The organism is Pseudoalteromonas sp. TAP-3C (assembly GCF_059888565.1).
Window position 1 is genome coordinate 34,974 of record NZ_JCBFEM010000002.1, and the last position, 17,040, is coordinate 52,013.

At 39.3% G+C, this 17,040-nt stretch carries 12 protein-coding genes; 7 read left to right on the forward strand and 5 right to left on the reverse strand.

The annotated features are described in order from the left end of the window. The first annotated feature begins 100 nt into the window (after positions 1 to 100). The 3 genes from AC6H44_RS16140 (at position 101) to AC6H44_RS16150 (ending at position 7,611) form a co-directional block, all read left to right on the forward strand. Positions 101 to 964 carry a S1/P1 nuclease gene (locus AC6H44_RS16140; RefSeq protein ID WP_500738838.1) on the forward strand — a complete coding sequence of 288 codons (864 nt, stop codon included), beginning with the start codon at positions 101 to 103 and terminating at the stop codon, positions 962 to 964. Between the two features lie 33 nt (positions 965 to 997). Next, on the forward strand, positions 998 to 4,174 hold the full coding sequence (locus AC6H44_RS16145; protein WP_500738839.1) for a TonB-dependent receptor: 3,177 nt from the start codon (positions 998 to 1,000) through the stop codon (positions 4,172 to 4,174). A gap of 326 nt (positions 4,175 to 4,500) precedes the next feature. Continuing rightward, positions 4,501 to 7,611, forward strand: a complete 3,111-nt coding sequence (locus AC6H44_RS16150; protein ID WP_500738840.1) for a TonB-dependent receptor — start codon at positions 4,501 to 4,503, stop codon at positions 7,609 to 7,611. A gap of 48 nt (positions 7,612 to 7,659) precedes the next feature. Here AC6H44_RS16150 and AC6H44_RS16155 read toward each other — a convergent pair whose 3' ends face one another. Next, a complete protein-coding gene (locus tag AC6H44_RS16155; protein ID WP_500738841.1) occupies positions 7,660 to 8,091 on the reverse strand; it encodes a MarR family winged helix-turn-helix transcriptional regulator in 432 nt (143 codons plus the stop codon). A gap of 152 nt (positions 8,092 to 8,243) precedes the next feature. Between AC6H44_RS16155 and hmgA the strand changes: the two genes are divergently transcribed. Together hmgA and maiA are read left to right on the forward strand one after the other, a co-directional pair. Next, the gene (gene hmgA, locus AC6H44_RS16160; RefSeq protein ID WP_500738842.1) at positions 8,244 to 9,545 is read left to right on the forward strand and encodes a homogentisate 1,2-dioxygenase; all 1,302 of its coding nucleotides are present in this window, start codon (positions 8,244 to 8,246) and stop codon (positions 9,543 to 9,545) included. Positions 9,546 to 9,552: 7 nt separating this feature from the next. Then, positions 9,553 to 10,185, forward strand: a complete 633-nt coding sequence (gene maiA / locus AC6H44_RS16165; protein WP_500738843.1) for a maleylacetoacetate isomerase — start codon at positions 9,553 to 9,555, stop codon at positions 10,183 to 10,185. On the opposite strand, the gene AC6H44_RS16170 is transcribed toward maiA, so the two are convergent. Further along, positions 10,182 to 10,415 carry a TIGR02647 family protein gene (locus AC6H44_RS16170; protein ID WP_500738844.1) on the reverse strand — a complete coding sequence of 78 codons (234 nt, stop codon included), beginning with the start codon at positions 10,413 to 10,415 and terminating at the stop codon, positions 10,182 to 10,184. The two genes, maiA and AC6H44_RS16170, sit on opposite strands and share 4 nt — an antisense overlap. A gap of 190 nt (positions 10,416 to 10,605) precedes the next feature. Here AC6H44_RS16170 and AC6H44_RS16175 point away from each other — a divergent pair, with 190 nt between their 5' ends. Both AC6H44_RS16175 and AC6H44_RS16180 read left to right on the forward strand, forming a co-directional pair. Further along, positions 10,606 to 10,821, forward strand: coding sequence for a DUF1496 domain-containing protein (locus tag AC6H44_RS16175; RefSeq protein WP_500738845.1), 216 nt, complete (start codon positions 10,606 to 10,608; stop codon positions 10,819 to 10,821). 97 nt (positions 10,822 to 10,918) lie between these two features. Then, on the forward strand, positions 10,919 to 11,227 hold the full coding sequence (locus AC6H44_RS16180) for a VF530 family protein (protein ID WP_500738847.1): 309 nt from the start codon (positions 10,919 to 10,921) through the stop codon (positions 11,225 to 11,227). 30 nt (positions 11,228 to 11,257) lie between these two features. Here the strand turns inward: AC6H44_RS16180 and AC6H44_RS16185 are convergent, their stop codons facing one another. The 3 genes from AC6H44_RS16185 to AC6H44_RS16195 all read right to left on the reverse strand — a co-directional run bounded on the left by AC6H44_RS16185 (position 11,258) and on the right by AC6H44_RS16195 (position 17,040). Then, positions 11,258 to 12,880 (reverse strand): diacylglycerol kinase family protein, encoded by a 1,623-nt coding sequence (locus AC6H44_RS16185; RefSeq protein ID WP_500738849.1) that lies wholly within the window; start codon positions 12,878 to 12,880, stop codon positions 11,258 to 11,260. Positions 12,881 to 13,153: 273 nt separating this feature from the next. After that, complete coding sequence (locus tag AC6H44_RS16190; RefSeq protein WP_500738851.1) at positions 13,154 to 13,774, reverse strand: TetR/AcrR family transcriptional regulator; 621 nt, start codon at positions 13,772 to 13,774, stop codon at positions 13,154 to 13,156. 140 nt (positions 13,775 to 13,914) lie between these two features. Next, positions 13,915 to 17,040, reverse strand: coding sequence for an efflux RND transporter permease subunit (locus AC6H44_RS16195; RefSeq protein ID WP_500738852.1), 3,126 nt, complete (start codon positions 17,038 to 17,040; stop codon positions 13,915 to 13,917).

Sequence of the window (17,040 nt, forward strand, 5' to 3'; positions counted from 1 at the left end):
AAATAAGAAAACATGAATCTTCTTGAGTCCTTTTTAATAACAGTAAAAACAAGGACAATTGACCTCACAAATATCCGTAACGTATCTACAGGAAACCCAAATGCGTAAAAATGTAAAATACATAATGTCGGCAACTGTTTTGATTAGTGCGCTTTTTGCAAGCAAAGACGTTTATGCTTGGGGTCAAAATGGGCACCGTATTGTTGGTCAAATCGCACAGTCACACATTAGTGAGCCAACCAAAATAGCCATCGCACCATTATTAGAAACACAATCACTGGCTCAAATCTCCACTTGGCCGGATGAAATGCGCTCTGCACCAGGCGAATTTTGGCAAAAAAAATCATCGCGTTGGCACTACATTAATGCTGATGAAAACAAAACATTTAATTTTAACCACGACCACACACACAGCAAAGAGTCGGTAACAAACATCCTTGAGGGCATGCATTACTCAATCAATGTTTTAAAAAACGAAAAGGCGAGTTTAGCTGAAAAACAATTTAGTTTGCGCTTTTTAGTTCATTTAGTCGGCGACAGCCATCAACCGTTTCATGTCGGGCGAAGTGAAGATAGAGGGGGTAATAAAATTGAGGTGTCTTTTTTTAATCAACCCACCAATTTGCATAGTTTATGGGATACAAAACTTATTGAAAATGAAAACTTATCATTTACTGAGTATGCGCAATTTATAAATACCACCAACAGTGAACTAATTGACGAATATTTACAAAGCACCCCAGCAAACTGGCTTGAAGAATCGCATAACTTAGCACTCCACCTATACAAATCAACCGATGAAAAAATAAGTTACAGCTATGTTTATGACAACAAACCGATTGTTAATAAACGCCTTCAACAAGCTGGTATTCGCTTAGCTGGGGTTCTTAATGCACTTTTTGATCCGACTGCAACGAAATTAAAAAATGCATTACAACAAACCGAATTACATATCACACATTAAATTTAACTAACCTACACACGGGAATTCAATATTATGACCAAGCTTCGTTTTTCGAAATTAACTGGTGCGATAATTTTAGCGCTGGGTGTTTCAACAAGCGCACTTGCTGCTGATACGTCATCAGGGATGCGAGGTAAAATAACCACCCCTTCTGGTGCAAATGCTGCAAACGTTAAGATAAAAGTGGTGCATTTACCAACAGGTACCATTAGTGAATTAACCACCAATGACAATGGAACGTTTGTTGCTAATGGTTTGCGTGTGGGTGGGCCTTACACTGTCATTATTGACTCTGATGACTTTACCGATACGACCTTGGAAAATATTTTCTTAAATCTTGGCGAAACGTATCGTTTAAATTCGCAGTTAGAAGCGCAAAATATTGAAAAAATTCAAGTCTCTGGTTATAAAATCATTCAGCAATCTGGCGGTTCAAGCAGCACCTTTGGTGAAGATACTATCAGTAATATGCCCAGCTTTAACCGCGACATTAAAGATATTGCGCGTTTAAACCCACTTGCGAGCATTAACGGCAATGGCGAGCTTACCTTTGCAGGTAGCAATCCGCGCACCAACGGCTTAACCGTAGACGGCATTGGCCAAAATGATGACTTTGGGTTGCAGTTTGGTGGCTACCCGACCTCTCAACCTCCTGTTTCACTTGACGCAATAGAGCAAGTATCTGTTGACGTGTCACCGTTTTCGGCTGCTAAAGGTAACTTTGGTGGGGGCACCATTAACGCAGTAACAAAATCAGGGACTAATGAATTTAAGTTTTCTGGTTTTTACGAAACATCAACCCCAGACATGGCCGGGGATCTTAAAAGAATTAATCAAGATGGTGTAGATGAGTTAGGCTACAAAGCTTATACAGTCAATGATGTTGAACCCACTCAAACTGAACAAAGACTTGGCTTTAATGTTGGTGGTGCCGTTGTTGAAAACGAACTATTTTACTTTGTAAACTACGCACAATGGTCAAGTGAACTTGATTTAGACTATGGATTTAAAGATTCTGGTGCGTCTAATGAGTTTAATACCACACAACAAAATTACGATCGTTTTATTTCTATTTTAAATAACGAATATGGCCTAACTGACACATTAGCCGGTGCCCCCGAAGACACCAATAAAACATTATTGGTTAAGCTAAGCTGGAATGCCAGTGACGATCACCGTCTTGATTTTACCTACCAATGGCAAGATGACCAAGATGAGCGTAACTTCAGTACCGGTGGCAATAACATTATATTAAAATCGAACACCTATGCCTATGTGACAAAATTTAATAACTTTGCTGCTAAGCTTTACTCTGACTGGAATGAATACTTTTCAACTAAAATTGGTATAGCGTATAAAGATGTCACCTCTGACAGTGATACCCGCTCTAACTTAGGCAGTATTAGTGTTAATGAAGATGGCAGAAATGGCCCTTCTTATAGTTTTGGTACTGATCAATACCGCCATGCAAACCGCTCTGAAACTGAAAACTTAACACTCACATTAGATGCAACCTACCTAATGGACGAGCATGAAATAAATTTTGGTGCTCAATATGAATCGCTGCGTTTGTATAACTTATTTGCACAAAACTCATTAGGCACGTGGCGATTTGACAGCTTAGATAATTTTGCAAATCGCGAAATTGGTCGTTCTGAGTTTTCATATACAAATGCCTACACTAACAATGCTGCTGATACCGCTTACGATGCAACACGTAATCAATTTGCATTATATGTGGAAGACACTTTCTATGTCGTTGATGACTTAGAAGTAACAGCGGGCGTACGTTATGAGCGCTTATCATCAAACGATAAACCCACACTTAACGAAAACTTTTTAGCAACTCATGGCTTTAGCAATCAAGAAAACTTAGATGGATTAGATATTATTTTGCCACGGGTTGGTTTTAAATACTATGCCACAGAAGCGTTAACTATTAATGGTGGCATTGGTCGTTTTCAAGGTGGTATCCCCAATGTTTGGTACAACAACTCGTTTCAAATGGATGGTATTACTTTAGTAGACGCACCGCAGAGTGTTATTAACGATTACTACGCTAATAATCAAGCGGATATCACTCAAGTGCCAGATGAAATTAAAAACTCATTGCAAAAAGGTGCAGGAAGCACCGCACACATCGACCCTAACTTTAAATTACCTTCAAGTATTCGTGCTCAAGTTGGTTTTGAATACGAGTTTGACTCGGCATTATTAGGTGACGGCTTTAAATGGCAGGCTGAAATTGCCTACCATAAAAAAGAAAACGAAGCGGTGTGGCATAATATTTCAATCAAACCAATCGGCGTTGCTGCTGATGGCGAGCGTGTTATTAATGAAACCATTTATAGCGGTACATTAAAAGACAATGTTGATATAGCCATGACTAACTCATCAGACGATGGCCGCTCTATTATTGCCTCTACCGGTATTGCTAAAGAGTGGGATAACGGCTTATTTATATCTGCCAGTTATGCGCATCAGGATGTAACAGAATCGTCTGTTGGGTCGGCGTCACAAGCAGAGGGTAACTATAAACACAATATTACCGCTAATCGTAATCACGATGTGGCTGCACGCGGTTTTTATGAAGTTGAACACAGTTTTAAAATTAACTTAGGTTACAGCACTGAGTTTATTGCAGGCTATGCGACTAAATTTAATCTTTACTTTGAGCGTCGTTCAGGCCGCCCATTTAGCTATACAATGAATATGCATAAAAATAGTGATCTTGGGGATACCAACTCGTTATTTACAAATGCGGCTTATTTACCCTATATCCCAACAGGTGCAGATGATAGCAATGTAAATTGGAATGCTTCAAAAATGACGTGGGAGCAGTTAGAAGAGCGCTTAAATCGCATTGGTGTTTCTCAGCGTGGCGGTATTTTAGCTAAAAATACCGCAACCCAACCTTGGGTTACCACTATGGATGTTAGTATTAAACAAGCAATCCCAGGGTTTGCAAAAGGCCACAGTGGTGAGCTGTACCTTATGATTGATAACTTTGCTAACTTGTTAAACAGCGATTGGGGTATAGAGAAAAACTTAAGATACACAAACCAAACAATCTATGACTTTGGCGGATTAGACGATGAAGGCCGTTATATTATTAATAACAGCTATAAGGGTGCAGATGTGAGAAATCACACCCAAATTACGTCATCTTCAGCATGGCAAGCCAAAATTGGTGTGAGCTATAAATTTTAACACCTAGCTTACACATCAATAATAGATAAACTTAAAAACCCATTACACATTTGTAATGGGTTTTTTTATATAAAAAATAGCCTTTCATCTGTTTGTCATAAAAACTACTTACTATTAGTACACTAAAATATTGAGACACAAATAAAATACTAAAACTCAAAAATAAAGTGTTTTATAATAAAAAAGTTACAGTTGTATTTTATTTGTAACAAACAAATGAGGTACACTGTGCAAGTGTTTTGGGTTAAGTGTATTTTGCGGTCTCTTAATCCAAAATTAAAATAAAAAAGCTATTAAAAGTTTATTTAACTACACGGGAAAATAAAATGAAATTTCAACTTCGCAAAACAGCCCTATCACTTGCTATAGCAGCATGTGTTGGTGTAAGTGGTGCAGCAATTGCAAACGAAACAACCTCTGCAATTAAAGGCCAAATAAAAGGACCTAACGGTAACCCTGCTGCAGGCACTAAAATTACTATTTTACACGTACCTTCAGGCTCAGTTAAAACAACAGAAGCCAATGACGCGGGTTACTTCACTGCTAAAGGCCTGCGTGTTGGCGGTCCTTACAGAGTCATTGTAGATTCAGACATTTATGCTGACCAAGAGTTCAATAATATTATTTTGAATATTGGTAACGACTACCCTGTTAATGCTTCGCTTGAAAATATTTCTGATGTTGAACAAATAGTCGTTACAGGTTCACCAATTAGCGCTATGTCTGGTGGAACAGGTCCTGCGTCTACATTCACATTAACAGATCTTGAAAATCAACCCGCTATTAACCGTGATTTAAAAGACATTATTCGTATTGACCCGCGTATCACAATTGATGATAGCCGTGGCTCTATCAACTGTGGCGGTGGCAACCCACGCTATAACAGCTTAACTCTTGACGGCGTTCGTATGAACGACAACTTTGGCTTAAGCTCAAATGGTTACCCAACTATCCGCGCCCCTTTCTCTTTCGATTCGATTGAACAGGTTTCAGCTGAACTTGCCCCTTTTGATGTTCAGTATGGCGGTTTTACCTCATGTAACATTAATGCAGTAACTAAAACTGGCGGTAACGATATTCATGGTGGTGTATTCTACGATTACACTAACGATTCGATGAAAGGCGATAAGATTGAAGGTGATAACGTTGATAACGGTAACTACACTGAAAAGCGTTATGGTTTCAATGTTGGCTTACCTCTAGTTGAAGACACGTTGTTCTTATTCACTTCATACGAAAAACTTGAGGGTGTACAGCAGTTCAACTATGACGGCTTAAGCAGCGGCAGCGTTACATCTGAAGATATTGCTCGTATTCAAAGTATTTCTCAATCAGTTTATGGTTATGACGCAGGTGGTATGCCATCAAGTATGCCTGTTGAAGATGAAAAAATCTTAGTGAAATTAGATTGGAACATCAATGAAGATCACCGTGCTAACTTAATTTATAACTACAACGATGGTAATACAATTTCTCAATCTGACACCGGTTCTACACGCCTTTCTTTATCTAACCATTTTTTTAATCAAAGTGCTGAGTTTACGTCAATTATAGGTTCTGTTTACTCTGATTGGTCAGATGAATTTTCTACTGAGATTCGTTTAGGTAAATCAGAGTTAGATGCAACTGTTCAGTCTTTAGATGCTGCAAGCAGCTTTGGTGAAATGCAAATTCGCACTGCTAATGGCGGTACAGTATACATAGGCCCTGATGATTCTCGCCAATCTAACGATTTAAATTATGATACAACCACATTTAAAGTTGCGGGTACTTATTACCTAGACCAACACACTATTACTGCTGGTTATGAATTTGAAGAGCTGTCCGTTTTTAACTTATTTGTTCAACATACTCAAGGTGAATGGCGTTTTAACAACATTGACGATTTTGAAGCTGGACAAGCTGCACGTATTTACTATAACAATGCGGCGAGTACAAATAATCCAAACGATGCAGCAGCAATTTTTGAGTATGCTCAACATACGTTTTATGTTCAGGATGAATATGCATTTACCGACCTAGATGCGAATATCACATTTGGTTTACGTTATGATAAGTATACTAGCGATGATGTTCCTAACTTTAACCAAAACTTCACTAACCGTTATGGTTTCAGTAACCAAGCAACCTTTGATGGTATTGATTTATTGCAACCACGCGTTGGTTTTCAGTGGTATGCAACTGACGAGATTGAAGTACGTGCAGGCTTGGGCTTATTTTCAGGTGGTAATCCGAACGTATGGCTTTCTAATTCATACTCTAATGACGGTATAACAAATATCAGTACTCAAATACGCGGCATCGATTTATTTAATACACCAAATGTAAATAATGGTAAGCCTGGTTTTGAAGTACCTCAGGAAATGTTTGATAAAGTAGCTAATACTGAAATTGGTGTAGGTGATGCAACTGCGAATGCTGTTGACCCTGATTTTGAAATTCCTTCAGAGTGGAAGTATTCTTTAGGTACAACATACACAACTGACGACGAGTATGTCATCTCATTAGATTACTTATATTCTAAGAAAAATGACGCTGCAGTAATGCGTGATATTGCACTTCAAAACAGTGGCAAAACCACTTTTGATGGACGCCCAATTTATGAATCAATTGAAGGCCGTGATGGCGAGCTTTTATTGACTAATGCTAATGGTGGCGATTCATCTGTAATTTCCGCAGCTATCAGTAAAATGTATGATAACGGTGTTAACTTTAGTTTTGGATATGCATACATAGATTCAGATGACATTAACCCAATGACCAGCTCTGTAGCAAGTTCAAATTATGGCAACCTAGCAACAACAAATCCGGGTAACCCTGGCGTAGGTTCTTCAGATTATGAAATTCCGCATCGCTTTACCATGACGCTTGGTTATAAGCATGAGTTTGTGGATGGCTTTGAAACTCGTTTTAATTTATACGGTGAAGCATATAAGGGGCTACCTTATAGTTTCACATTTGATAATAGCGATGAAATTTGGGGTGATAGCAATGCAAATGGTAGCCGCCAGTTGTTATACGTACCTCTTGAAAATGATCCTAACGTTATCTACGACATGAGTGCAGATGAAATTAATGAGTTTAACGACTTTATCGCATCTGAAGGCCTTAAACGTGGTGAAATCACAGGTCGGAACCAACAGAATTCTGATTGGTTCGTTAAATTTAACTTTAAAATTACGCAAGAAGTACCTGGCTTTATGGATGGCCATAAAGGTGAAGCATTCTTCGTAATCGATAACTTAACTAATATGTTGAACGATGATTGGGGCGTACTTAAGAAAGGTCCTTTCGTAGGTGCTAGCATGATCTCAACATCTTTAGATGACCAAGGTCGTTACGTATACTCAGGCTTTAACGGTAATAACGCAAACACTTCAGTACAAACTGGTGCGTCATTATGGGAAATGCGTGTAGGTGTTCGTTACACGTTCTAATTTGATTTATTAAATTAGTGTATTTAAAAGCCCACTTTGTGGGCTTTTTTATGGCTGTAATTTGTTTTTTAACTTCTCAAAAATAGTAATTAACTGCTGTTGCTCATCATTTGAAAGACAGCTCAATAACGCTTGCTCCCACTGTAATGCTTGTGGTGTTATTTTTTTATACAAGGCCTCGCCGCTTTTATTAAGCATTAACAACACAGCGCGCTTATCATTTTCATCTATTTTGCTGCAAATAAAACCTTTATCTATAAGCGTTTTTACCGCCCTTGATACCGTTGATTTATCCATATCAGCTTGACTGCATAATTGCCTTGCAGTGCTTTGCCCGTATTGCGCTAAATTTGCCAGTATTCGCCATTGTGGGATAGTTAAATCAAACTCTTTGTTATAAACGCTCGCAAAATCATTGCTTACTTGTGTTGCAAGATGGGTTAATTGATAAGGCAAAAATGTGGTTAAATCTATTTTCATTGTATATAGCTTCTGATTGTGTACGTCATAGCGAACTGTGCATATTTATGTACAGTTAAAGCCGCTACTCGATTTGATATTAGTCTCACATGAGAGTATCTTAACGTAAATAACAACAATAAAACACTCCCCCACTTTTACAGGAGTCAGTAATGACGACACAATTAAACTACATGACCGGCTTTGGTAATGAATTTGAAACCGAAGCTTTACCGGGTGCATTACCGATTGGGCAGTTTAGTCCGCAAAAAGTAAAATACGATTTATATGCAGAGCAATTTAGTACCACCGCATTTACCGCCCCGCGCGCCGATAATCGTCGTACGTGGATGTACCGACTTCGCCCCTCAGTTGTGCAAGGTGACTATAGCGCCATTGATAACGGTTTAATTCGCACCGCCCCAATTACCGAAGTGCCAACGCCGCCAACTATGCTACGTTGGGACCCGATTGATATTCCAACCACGCCAACCGATTTTATTGATGGTTTGATCACCATGGCAGCAAATGGCAATGCCAATGGTCAAACCGGTATTGGCATTCATGTTTATGTCGCGAATAAATCGATGACTGATCGCTTTTTTTATAATGCCGATGGCGAAATGTTATTTGTACCGCAACAAGGCGAATTATTATTAAAAACAGAATGTGGCCACTTAACCATAAAAGCCGGTGAAATTGCGGTCATTCCGCGTGGGATTAAATTTCAGGTGCAACTATTAACTGATACAGCCCGTGGGTATATTTGTGAAAACTACGGCCATGCTTATGTGCTTGCTGAGCGTGGCCCAGTAGGCGCCAACGGCTACGCTAATGATCGTGACTTTCAATACCCGGTTGCTGCGTTTGAAGACATTGAAGGCGAGTTTGAGCTAATTGCTAAGTTTAACGGTAATATGTTCCGCTGTGATATTGGCCACTCCCCCCTTGATGTGGTGGCTTGGACAGGTAATAGCGCACCCTATAAATACGATCTAGCCCGTTTTAATGTGATGAACACAGTGAGCTTTGATCATCCCGATCCGTCAATCTTTACTGTACTCACTTCACCATCAGGTACTGAAGGCGTTGCCAATATCGATTTTGCTATTTTTCCACCACGTTGGATGGTGGCTGAAAACACCTTTCGCCCGCCTTATTACCACCGTAATATTATGAGTGAATTTATGGGCTTAATTGAAGGCGTATACGATGCTAAAGAGCATGGGTTTATCCCTGGCGGTATGAGTTTACATAATTGTATGTCGCCGCATGGTCCAGAAGCGGATGTGTTCGAAAAAGCATCCAATGCTGATTTAGAACCACAACGCTACGAAAATACTCTCGCGTTTATGTTTGAATCTCGTTATGTAATATCACCGACTAAATACGCATTAGAGGGCAAAGAGCGTCAACCAAACTACACCGACTGCTGGCGTACTATTAAAAAACACTACAGTGGACCAAAAGGATAATTAAATCATGAAGCTTTATAGTTATTTTCGCTCATCTGCAGCGTATCGTGTGCGCATAGCACTTAATTTAAAAAATATTGATCATCAGCTGGTGCCCGTTAACTTATTAAAATCAGAACAACAAGCACATGAATACTTGGATAAAAACCCGCAGGGGTTATTGCCAGCGCTGGAAACCGATGACGGTGTGTTAGGACAATCTTTAGCTATTTTAGAGTACCTTGAAGAGCAATATCCGCAAACACCATTACTACAGGGCAATGCTTGGCAAAAAGCACATATTCGTAATTTAAGTTATGCCATTGCCTGCGATATTCACCCTATTGATAACTTACGCGTACTTAAGTATTTAAGTGCTGAGCTAGGGGTAGACGATGAGGCAAAAAATAAATGGTACCGGCACTGGGTTGAGGTGGGGTTTGAAAAAGTAGAATGTATGCTTGATAGTAAAAACTCATTTTGCGCAGGCGATTTACCCACCCTAGCGGATGTGTGTTTAGTGCCGCAAGTATTTAATGCTATTCGCTTTAAAGTAGATATGACTGCATATCCGAAAATCGCAGCCATCTACGCGCGTTGCAATGAGCTGACTGCCTTTATTGATGCAGCGCCAGAAAATCAACCTGATGCAAACAGTTAACTTTTTAGTGCACTGTGTATAACAGTCACATGCTCAATTAAATCTAAGCCCAGATCAGTTAAATAACCGCCATCTGGGCTGTCTATAATTCCTTTATCAAATAAACGCTGTGCAGCACTCAATAAAGCAGGTTCAGCATCTGAATGGAGTTTAATGCCTTTCATTTTGCTCTCGCGTGGAAATTTTGCTAACAGTGTAAATTCGTCAATCATGGTTTGATCAAATTGCATAGGTGTTCACCTTTTTATTGTTCTGTGTTTTACTTATCACCTACCCTAGCATGTTTTTTTGCTAAGTATACTTATTTTAAACATATCCGGTGTGAGGTTATTGATGCGTTATTGTTTTAATTTGTCTATCTGTATTATAAGTTTGTGTTTTTGTGCGATAAGCGGCGCTAGTACTATAAAAACACGCCCCGTGGTTGATGCTACTCAACTTATTAACACCCATAGCGAATGTTGGTATGACGATAAACGTTACAGCGAAGGTGCGTTACTGCAAGTTCATTCAATTACCTTAGCTTGCGCGGCAAAGTACCCTCAGCATAACAACAGTCAATTAATCTGGTTGAAGCTTGATAAGCAAGGTAATCTTATTTACCCAAAAAAACCCTCAACCATTAGCGTTAATTGATAAGGGTTAGTAAACCTTGTAACAGCCGCTTTCGACAAACTATTAAGGTGTGGCAAAATACGGTATGATACATACAGTTTAAAAAAGCAGTGTGACTATGAATAATCAACCAAAAAACCCGCTACATGGGGTAACTTTAGAGCAAATTCTTGTTGAACTTGAACAACGTTTGGGCTTTAAAACAATGGGTGAACAAGTAAATATAAAATGTTTTACTGATTCGCCAAGTATTAAATCAAGCTTAAAGTTTTTACGCAAAACCCCATGGGCACGAGATAAAGTAGAGGCACTTTATATTCATACCATCAATAATAAGCCTCTACATAAACCCAGAAATAAACCAAAACAAGCAGCGTCTTCTCAACCTGACACCTCAGGTTTTGTATGGCCATCAATTAAAAAGTAATGGCGTAGCATTTACGCCATTTTTTATAAATTAGTTTTGCTCTTGGCTTATAACATTAAGTGAAGCCGGATTAATATTAACCACGATTTTATCTGCCGATTTTATTTCACCATCAATAACGTAATTTAGCGTCTCATCTGCGCTAATTTCAACGCGTTTTGCATTGGTATAATGTGAATTAATTGCTAAATGCGTTTGTGTAATGCTGCTAAACATTAGCTCAGCAATACTTAATATCGTGGTACTATTTTCTTTATTAGGTGTTAACCAATTGACGTTTAATAAACCGTCACAGTGATCCGGTTGTCCGCCACCTTGTGCCAAAAGTGTTGTAAATGGCGCGGCATTAGCCACAATAAGGCTATTAGTGTTAATAACCTGTGGCTCATTGTTATCTAATTTAACCATCAGCTGTTGCGCTTTGTGCTCACTAAATGATTGTAAAAAACCATTTAAATACGCAAGCTGCCCTGATTTATTTTTAGACTCGCGGTCTGCTTTTTCGATCATTGCATGCTCAAACCCTATGCCTAACAACAAAATCATTAGCTCGCCATTACAGTAGGCGGTGTCTATCAGGTTTGTTTGACCGTCAATAATTAAGTCGCATGCTTGCTCAACAGGAATAAATTTAGACTTAATTCCCATCAATACATGCGCAAGCGCATTAGCAGTACCTAGCGGTATAATGCCTAAACGACATTCAGTATCGACTAATACACTTGCCACTTCTGTAATAGTCCCATCTCCACCACAAGCAATTATAATATCGGGATTGTTTTCAATGGCGTGTTTCGCCAGCATGGTACCATTTTTATCTACCGTAGTTTTTAAAATAATTAAATCATAATAAGCAGACAAGCGTGCAACAATTAAATGCTCCTTCTCAGACCATAGTTTTGTGCCCGCCACCGGATTGGCAATTAAGTATGCTTTGTTTTTTATTAGCAACTTGCCATTACGATGACGTTTTACAAGGTGGCGAAGTTGGCGCTTATTAAGATTGGCTGTTTGACGTGTTTCTTTTATTTGAGCAAGAATATCATGTACATCAGCCTCTTTATTTTGACTCAACAAATACGCTGCCATAACAAACACCGAACGTCCACGGCCTAATGCACAGTGCACCACAACACGACGGTCATTTTTAATATGATGATGTATCCAGTTAATAGCTTGGTTTAACTGTGAGTGCGTAGGCACACTGTGATCAAGGACTGGGATATTTAAATAGTTCATGTTCTCTTGGGTTGATGTCCATTCAAGGCCATCAAACTCACAGGTAACATCCAATATAGCGGTAATACCATTTTCTTTTAATGTATCTATATCAGAGGGAAACAAACGACAGGCTAAAAATAAATTATCGTTAATTTGTTGAATAGGCGGTACTTTGTCGCGTTTGCGTGACCAGGCATTATAAATTTGTACACCGAGTAAAAAAGGCACAAATGCCCAGCGAATATAGAAGGGAATAATGCCATTTTCGCGTTTTCTAAACACTTTCCCCGCATTAAAAAAATAAGCCCCGCTGACTAATAACAGTGAAAGCGCGGTCCAAAAAAATGCAACTGCAAAGTAAATAGAGTTAACGTTTAATCCCAATACTATAAAAACGAATGCCGTTACAAGATAACTTATTGCAGCCCACATGTTCTCTCCTTTTAGTTGGTAGCGCAGTATTAGCGCTTACATACTTATAAGATTGCAAGTAATACGCCAAAAGCAACTTACCATGTTTTATTATAATTACGCCCTGCTATTAATATCGCCTATTTAAACATAACACTCTGTTAATATTGCTATTTCTAACATCAAGAGCGCTCGTTATTACATTTAAATTAGCGCAGTTTGAAAACCCTATAACTCTTTCATCTTTACAATAATATAAGTCAAATATTCATGGTTACACAATAACTTAAGCCATTAATTATCAAATGGCATCAATAATGTTTTCATCGCTGGGCGCAGTGCAATAAGTACCGTTTCTTCGGTTAATTCTGGGAAAAGCATTTTTCGTAATATTAATCCTGCCATCACCGAAAAAATGACATTTATTCTACTTTCTAATTCTTGCTCTGAGTGTGATTTTATTAAACTACTTTTACTGACTAATAAATCACGCATTCTATTACGCGCTTGCGTGTCAGCCTCACGCAGTAATGAAGCGACTTTTTCGTTCCTACTGGCCTCTGCCATCATGTCTAAATCAACAACGCACGCGCCTGTGTCCATATGACGTTGCACACCATGATGTAGACCATCAAGTAACACCGTTAAAATATCACCTGGTTGCTCCTCAAACTCTTTAAATATTGAAAACATTTCCTCCATATCTTTTTCAATAATACTTTCTATAATTGCTTCTTTACTATCAAAGTAATTGTAAATATGGCCAGCACTCATCCCTGCCGTTTTTGAAATTTCCGCCATACCTGCGCCATGATAGCCCTTTCGACGAAAGCAATCAGCCGCAGCAGTTAATACTTGCTGACGACGCGCTTGTGCTTGCACCGGATCAAGGTGTTTTTTATTTTTAGCATTCATTTGCAACTCCATTATCGAGTCATTCGACTCGACGTGTTTAACCTTCACTCATCTAAATACAATAAGTGAAGGTTAAACGGGTACAACTTAAACTACGCATACCCCTGTTTTTTAAACGGGATTTACACGCACTAATTCACTCAATCCTTTAACGCCTTTTGGGCTTTTCCAAAAAATAGCCGATGCACTAACACAAAAAACAGAGGCACAAAAATAACAACCAATGATGAGGCGGCAAGTGTTCCCCCAATAATTGAAATACCTAATGCATTTTGTGCACCCGAGCCGGCACTTGAGGCAATAGCCAATGGCAGTACACCACACACAAATGCCATAGAGGTCATTAAAATTGGGCGCAAGCGAAGACGTACAGCGGCAATAGCCGAGTCGGCTAAACTCAAGCCTTCATCCATTTTATGATTGGCAAACTCAACAATTAAAATCGCATTTTTAGAGGCGAGTCCTATGGTGGTTAATAATCCCACTTGCAGGTATATATCGTTTGATAATCCCCCCATAAATGCAGCGATAACTGCACCTAATATACCCAGCGGTACAATTAACATCACAGCAAAGGGGACTGACCAGCTTTCATAAAGTGCCGCTAAACATAAAAATACAAATAATAACGAAAGGCCATACAATAACGGCGCTTGGCCACTGCTTGAGCGTTCTTGAAATGAAATACCCGTCCACTGTGAACCAATACCGGGGGTTAATTGCCCAACTAAACGTTCCATTTCATCCATTGCCTCGCCAGTACTGTAACCGGGTGCAGCATTTCCTTGAATTTCCATAGCTGAAAAACCGTTATAGCGCTCCAAACGTGGAGAGTCATAAGACCAATAAGAACTCGCAAACGCTGAAAATGGCACCATATCTCCACTTCTATTGCGCACATACCATTTATTTAAATCCTCAGGTACCATGCGTGAATCAGCTTGGCCTTGTAGATACACTTTTTTAACCCGCCCACGATCAATAAAGTCGTTTACGTAGCGGCTTCCCCATGCGGTAGAAAGTGTATTATTAATAGTCTCTTGCGATACTTGAAATGCTTCTGCTTTGGCAAGATCAATGTCTAGCTGTAATTCAGGCATATCTTCTTGACCATTAGGACGAACCCCTGCCAATATTGGACTTTGGCTCGCCATACCTAATAACTGGTTACGTGCTTTTAATAATTCATCATGACCTAAACCAACACGGTCTTGTAAAAAAAGATTAAAGCCATTCGCTGTACCCAGCTCTAAAATAGCAGGCGGCGGGAATGCAAAAACAAATGCTTCCTTAATCGTAGAAAAATACCCCATAGCTTTACCTGCAACACCCTGTACGGATAAATCATCACGCTGGCGTTCATCCCAATGTTTTAAATTAACAAAGGCTATCGCTGAGTTTTGGCCAGAGCCTGCAAAACTAAAACCTGTTACGGTAAAAATACCATTGACTGCTTCACTTTGATCGTTCAAAAAGTGCTTTTCTACTTTTTCAACAACACCCAATGTTTGCTGTGTAGTAGACCCTGCTGGTAACGACACTTGATTGAATAAAATACCTTGGTCTTCATCAGGTAAAAAGGCGGCAGGAAGGCTTGAAAATATATATATCATGCCACCAACAATTAGTGCATAACTAAGTAAATAGCGCTTGGCTTGTTTGATCATTCGACCAACGAGCCCTTGAGCGCCTTTATTCGTTTTATCAAATCCACGGTTAAAGCCGGAGAAAAAACGCCCTATTAGGTTGCTATTATTATGTACATGACTAGGTTTTAATAACGTAGCACATAACGCGGGGGTTAAAACAAGCGCCACCAATACCGACAGTCCCATTGCTGAAACCAAAGTAATAGAAAACTGACGATAAATAACCCCTGTTGAGCCGCTAAAGAAAGCCATAGGGATAAATACAGCCGACAACACCATGGCAATACCTACCAGTGCGCCTTTTATTTCATCCATCGATTTACGGGTTGCTTCAACCGCTGAGAGTTTTTCTTCGGTCATTAAACGTTCAACGTTTTCAACCACCACTATGGCATCATCAACTAACAGGCCAATCGCTAACACCATCGCAAACATGGTTAAGGTATTTATTGAATAACCAAACACAAATAAAATACCAAAGGTACCTAGTAAAACCACAGGCACTGCAATTGTTGGGATAATGGTTGCCCTAAAGTTTTGTAAAAATAAATACATAACCACAAATACTAAAACTACGGCTTCTATAAGCGTATGAACTACTTTTTCTATTGATAGGGCAACAAAAGGGGTTGTGTCATAAGGTATTTCTGCATCGAGTCCTTCAGGAAAAAGAGGACTTAATTCTTCAATGGCTTTTTTAACCCCCTCAGCCGTATCAAGTGCGTTGGCACCACTGGCTAATTTAATGCCAATTCCTGATGCGGGCTGGCCATTATAACGTGCTACAACACCATAATTTTCACCGCCAAGTTCTACTTTTGCAACGTCTTTAAGTCGCACCAAAGAACCATTGGTATTTGTTTTAACTAAAATATTTTCAAACTGTTCTGGCGTCTTTAATCGGCTTTGTGCTGTTACTGTGGCATTTAATTGTTGTCCATCAATTGCAGGCATACCGCCAAGTTGACCGGCTGAGACTTGAGCATTTTGCGCAATAATAGAAGCATTTATATCCGCAGGAGTCAGTTTATAACTTTCTAACTTAGCTGGATCGAGCCAAATTCGCATGGCATATTGAGAACCAAATAACTGAACCTCGCCAACGCCATCCACACGTGAAACGATATCTTGCACATTTGAAGCAACATAATCACCAATATCGATATTGCTCATGCTGCCGTCTTTAGATACAAACGCGTACACCATTAAAAAATTACGTGCTGATTTGGCAACCACAACACCTTGTCTTTGTACTGCTTCAGGCAATAGTGGGGTAGCCGTCGCTAATTTATTTTGTACTTGAACCTGCGCAATATCCGGATCGGTATCAGCGTTAAATGACAGGGTCAGTGTGCTTGTACCACTGGATTCAGAAGTCGAGGACATATAAAGTAAGCCGTCAAGTCCTTTCATTTTTTGCTCAATGACTTGGGTCACTGTATCTTCTAAAGTACGTGCTGATGCACCAGGGTAAGATGCTGTAATGGTTATAGAAGGTGGCGCAATAGAAGGAAATTGTGCAATGGGTAAACTTTTTATAGCCAAAATACCCGCAAGCATTACCACAATAGCCAGTACCCATGCAAAAATAGGCCTATCGATAAAAAATCGTGACAT

Bases quoted from the DNA above. Each gene is read 5' to 3' on its own strand.
- AC6H44_RS16195 (WP_500738852.1), bottom strand. From the start codon at position 17,040: ATGTCACGATTTTTTATCGATAGGCCTATTTTTGCATGGGTACTGGCT.
- AC6H44_RS16180 (WP_500738847.1), top strand. From the start codon at position 10,919: ATGAATAATCAACCAAAAAACCCGCTACATGGGGTAACTTTAGAGCAA.
- AC6H44_RS16190 (WP_500738851.1), bottom strand. From the start codon at position 13,774: ATGAATGCTAAAAATAAAAAACACCTTGATCCGGTGCAAGCACAAGCG.
- AC6H44_RS16155 (WP_500738841.1), bottom strand. From the start codon at position 8,091: ATGAAAATAGATTTAACCACATTTTTGCCTTATCAATTAACCCATCTT.
- AC6H44_RS16150 (WP_500738840.1), top strand. From the start codon at position 4,501: ATGAAATTTCAACTTCGCAAAACAGCCCTATCACTTGCTATAGCAGCA.
- AC6H44_RS16185 (WP_500738849.1), bottom strand. From the start codon at position 12,880: ATGTGGGCTGCAATAAGTTATCTTGTAACGGCATTCGTTTTTATAGTA.
- AC6H44_RS16145 (WP_500738839.1), top strand. From the start codon at position 998: ATGACCAAGCTTCGTTTTTCGAAATTAACTGGTGCGATAATTTTAGCG.
- maiA (WP_500738843.1), top strand. From the start codon at position 9,553: ATGAAGCTTTATAGTTATTTTCGCTCATCTGCAGCGTATCGTGTGCGC.
- hmgA (WP_500738842.1), top strand. From the start codon at position 8,244: ATGACGACACAATTAAACTACATGACCGGCTTTGGTAATGAATTTGAA.
- AC6H44_RS16170 (WP_500738844.1), bottom strand. From the start codon at position 10,415: ATGCAATTTGATCAAACCATGATTGACGAATTTACACTGTTAGCAAAA.
- AC6H44_RS16140 (WP_500738838.1), top strand. From the start codon at position 101: ATGCGTAAAAATGTAAAATACATAATGTCGGCAACTGTTTTGATTAGT.